This window comes from Aurantimonas sp. 22II-16-19i (assembly GCF_002088275.1).
GTDB lineage: Bacteria > Pseudomonadota > Alphaproteobacteria > Rhizobiales > Rhizobiaceae > Jiella.
In genome coordinates this window covers 1-3,685 of record NZ_AQQS01000072.1, presented here as the reverse complement: position 1 = coordinate 3,685, position 3,685 = coordinate 1, and the positions used below count along the sequence as shown (strand labels likewise).

General features: G+C 68.5%; 3 protein-coding genes. All 3 read right to left on the bottom strand.

Annotated elements, in window-relative coordinates; all coding sequences use genetic code 11:
* Positions 1–958: phage protease (locus ATO4_RS26555; RefSeq protein WP_176223200.1), on the bottom strand; the 958-nt coding region annotated here is incomplete at its 3' end.
* Positions 959–1,700: 742 nt separating this feature from the next.
* Positions 1,701–3,011, bottom strand: a complete 1,311-nt coding sequence (locus ATO4_RS26550) for a phage minor head protein (protein ID WP_083595097.1) — start codon at positions 3,009–3,011, stop codon at positions 1,701–1,703.
* Positions 3,012–3,015: 4 nt separating this feature from the next.
* The coding region (locus tag ATO4_RS26545; protein WP_139802732.1) for a DUF935 family protein at positions 3,016–3,685 on the bottom strand (670 nt) is incomplete at its 5' end.

The following is a 3,685-nucleotide window of genomic DNA, read 5'->3' as shown; positions in this document are numbered from 1 at the left end:
AGAGATAGGCGTTGGCCTTGGCGGCAAGCGCCACCGGGTCGATCGCCTTCACCCCGCCTTCGCCGGGCAGCTTGCCGTCGAGGCCGGAGGCGCCCAGCGCAGGCGGCGTCGCCGCCAGGAGGGCCGAGACCTGCGTTAGGCCGGCATCGGTCGCGCAGAGCGACGCGTAGCTCTCGCGCTGGGCCGGCACGATGCGCTTCTCCTTCAGCGCCGTGTCGAGCAGCGTGTCGACGACGCCCTTGCGCATCGCGGCCTGCAGGGCGGCCAGTTCGGTCTGCGTCGTCGAAAGCGCCGCCTGGAGGCTGGCGACGTCGCCGCCATCATCGGCCTTCTTGGCGAGGTCGATGATCGCCGACAGAAGCGCGGCCTCGCTGGTTCCGGCGGCAAGCCCGAGGGCGGCCGCGATCTTGTCGCTCATGGCAATGTCCGGTGTCGGTTGCTGGGAATGGGCGCCGGCAAGCGCCGGCATGTTCGAGAGCGCTGGCGCCGTCACCAGCGCGACCGAATGGAGGAAGACGGCGTTGCCGCCGGCATCATGCGGAAAGGTCGGGGAGACGTAGCGATGGGTGCGGGCGGCGAGCGCCGCCCTGCCGGCGTCGAGCCAGTCGACGCGGCCATAGAGACCGTCGCCCCGGGCAGCGAGTTCCTCGACCCAACCGATGGCGTCGGTCCGCTGCCCCTTGGCCGCGAGGTGGATGGTGCCGTGCTCGAAATCGACGGGCACCTTGACGTCGTCGGCGTTGAAGCGGGCGGCCAGCGCCTCCGGGTCGAAGGCGTAGGACCGGCCGTCGCGGGTCGCGGTGCGGCCGCGGGGCGCGATCTTGATCCACTCCGGTGCCCGGGTCGCCTCGCCGCCGGCGCCGGCGGCCAGCGCGACGACGACGTCGCCGGTCGACACGGCCATGCCGGTGCTGACCGGTGCTTCGGATGAATGAGGGGTGGAAGCGGTGCTCGTCATGAGCGGACCATCGCAGTCCGCGATGCGGCTGATCAGTCGGGACATGTCCCGGTGACGGCGGCGGCAGGAGGCGATGATCGGAGAGTCGGCTCGGTCAGTGCCGATGGCAGACAATGACCCGGACGAGGATCGCCGTCAAAGGGGCTTCAAAGGGCACCAGCGCGATTCGAGGGGCTGGCACGGGCGACGGCGCATTGAGAGGGGCCGTCGCGCGCCAGCGGGCTTCTGTGCGAGGATCCGCTGTGGGCAGATGAGCATCAACGGCCCCCCGGCTCTTTGAACCTCACGACATCCGGGGTGCCCCAGACCGCCCTTGCGCGTTCGAACGCTTCTTCCACCACGAAGGCCGCCTCGCGTGCCGCTCCTTTCACAAAGTCTCCGGTAGGTCCGCTTTCGGCGGTGGGCGAGCGGTGATACGCAAACACCGTCCACAGCCACAGCCCTTTGTTCTCAGACGACCCGTCGTAGCGGTAGAACCGCCCGACCTCCGTTCCCTCCCAAAGCGCGACATAGTCTTCGGGGGGATGTCCGAGAGGAGAGCGTCGCCATTGAAGCTTGAGCGGGAGCTTCGGCGGAGGGTCGGACATGAGGATCTCCGGCGTGGCAGCAGGGCGACCTTGGCAGGACGATTCTACGGGACCTAAGCTAGGGAGCCCCCTCTTCTTGTCGCCCCATTCCAGATCGACTATCTTGTGATCGGACCTGAGCCATACTGTAAAGCCGGCCATGAGCCGCGAGGGACTTACGACCCTCCAGGTCCACCCTTCCTCTTCTCTCCGTTCAGTCCGAACTTCCTGATCTGCCGCCGGCTCATCCGGCGCAGCGAGGTAAGAAACACCTCGGCGCTCTCGCGGATGCTCTTTACGACGGCCCACCACGCCGTCCCGTTGACGACGCCACCAAAGGCATGCTCGCGATCGCTCTCCTCGATGCGCACGGGCGCCGTCTCTATCAGCTGCTGAACAAGCCCGTAGTCCTCCCGCGTCACCTCCGGATGATGCGCGATCTGCTTCGCGGCCGTGTGGAGCGAGAGGACAACGCTGTTCGTCCCGGCGCCGATCTCCTGGCGTTGCTCGTCGGAGAGGATGGCGAGCGGGACGGCGCGGCGCCCGGCCTTGGACGAGGCTTCGGATCGGTCGGTGTGGTCGAAGGTCTTGGCCGCCTCAAGGAGCGATCCAAGGGCCGGTTCGCGCACGAGCTCGGCCGCGTGGCGGATCCGCGCCTCGGCGGCGATCGCCGGTCCATCCCCCGAATCGGCGAGCTTGGCCGCCCCCTCGGCCGAGCGGGCGAGCTTCTCGGCGCCGATCGTCCGCTGCGCCTCGAAGCCGGCCTTGCCGGGATTGTAGGCCCAGCCAGGATCGATGCCGTCGGGAACGCGCTGGATCTCGCCGGTGCGCTTGTTCAGCCACTCGCGGCTGCCGCCCACCGGCGCTTCGAACTTGAGCGGCACGCCCTGAGACAGGAGCCGGTCGACATCACGCTGTGAGAGGCTTTGCAGCGTGCATTTGCAGCCCCAGCCATTCGGGCAGGCGTGAGTGTTCCACCAGGGATCATCGACCAGCAGAACGGTGTTGTGCCAGGCCTGGTGCTGCAGGCGCGGGTTCTCCTGGCCTTCCAGGTGGACGTAGCGCAGGAACGGCCTGGCCGCCTTGTTGCGCGCGAAGCTCGACCAGTGTCCAGCGGCGTAAGACACCCGCATGTTGGCGTCGAAGATCGTCGCCAGGCGCCGGGTCGACCCGAGATGGGCGATCGTCTGCTCGCCGGTGAGCGGATCGGTCACCAGCTGCCGGCCCCACCAGCCCTTGGCCTGCAGGGCCGGCGTCAGTTCTCTCGAGAAGTCCCGAAACGTCCGCCCCTCGGAAAGCGCCTTCGAATAGGCTTCGAAGATATCGCCAAGGACGTCGAAGCCGGCGGACTTCGCCACGGTGAACATCGTCGCGTGATCGGCCTGCCAGTCGTCGAGCCAGGAGAATTGCGGCTTGAGCGTCGCGCCGCGCCGTTCCAGCGCGGCGATCGCCTCGGTGAAGGGCAGCGCCTGAAGCTCGATCGCCACGCCCTCACGCCTCGTCCGTCAGCAGCTCGCCCGCCTCGCCGGCGAGCCGCGCCGCAAAGACGGCTTGCGTCAGCTTTTCCGCCAAGGCGCTCGGGTCCATGGCGGCAAGATGCGCCGTCAGGATCGTCCGCGCCTCCGCCTCGTTGCTGGCGGCCGAGAGCTTCGCCTCAAGCCCCGCGATCATCGGCGCCACCAGCGGTTCCCAGTCGCCCAGGATCTCGTCGACCGCCCGGTCGATCGCATCCCCGCTGCGAACCGCGCGCGCCGCCAGGCTCGCCGGAGCCCCGGCTGGGTCCACCTTCTCGGTCTCTGAAGGCTTGGCCCTCTTGGCGCTCTTGTCGTCCGGCTTGCTGCCTGGCGCCGGCGCCGTCGGCGCTTGCGGCACACTGAGCAGCTCCTCGTCTTTCTCGGGCTCCGAAAGCCCCACCCGCTCGCGCATCTCCCGCTGCGAAACCTTCAGCCCGAGCGGCACGAGGACGGAGACGGCGTTCGTCAGCCCACCGAGATCCTCGGGCGCTGCGACCTGATAGGTGGCGCGCGGATAGAGCTGTTGCGGCCCGAAGTTCATCGCGACGAACGGCACGACCAGGTCGCGCGTGATCGTCAGGCCCAGTTGCTTGCCGTCAGCCGCCTGGATGTCGAGGCGGACGTCGTTATGGACCGTCGCCTGAGCC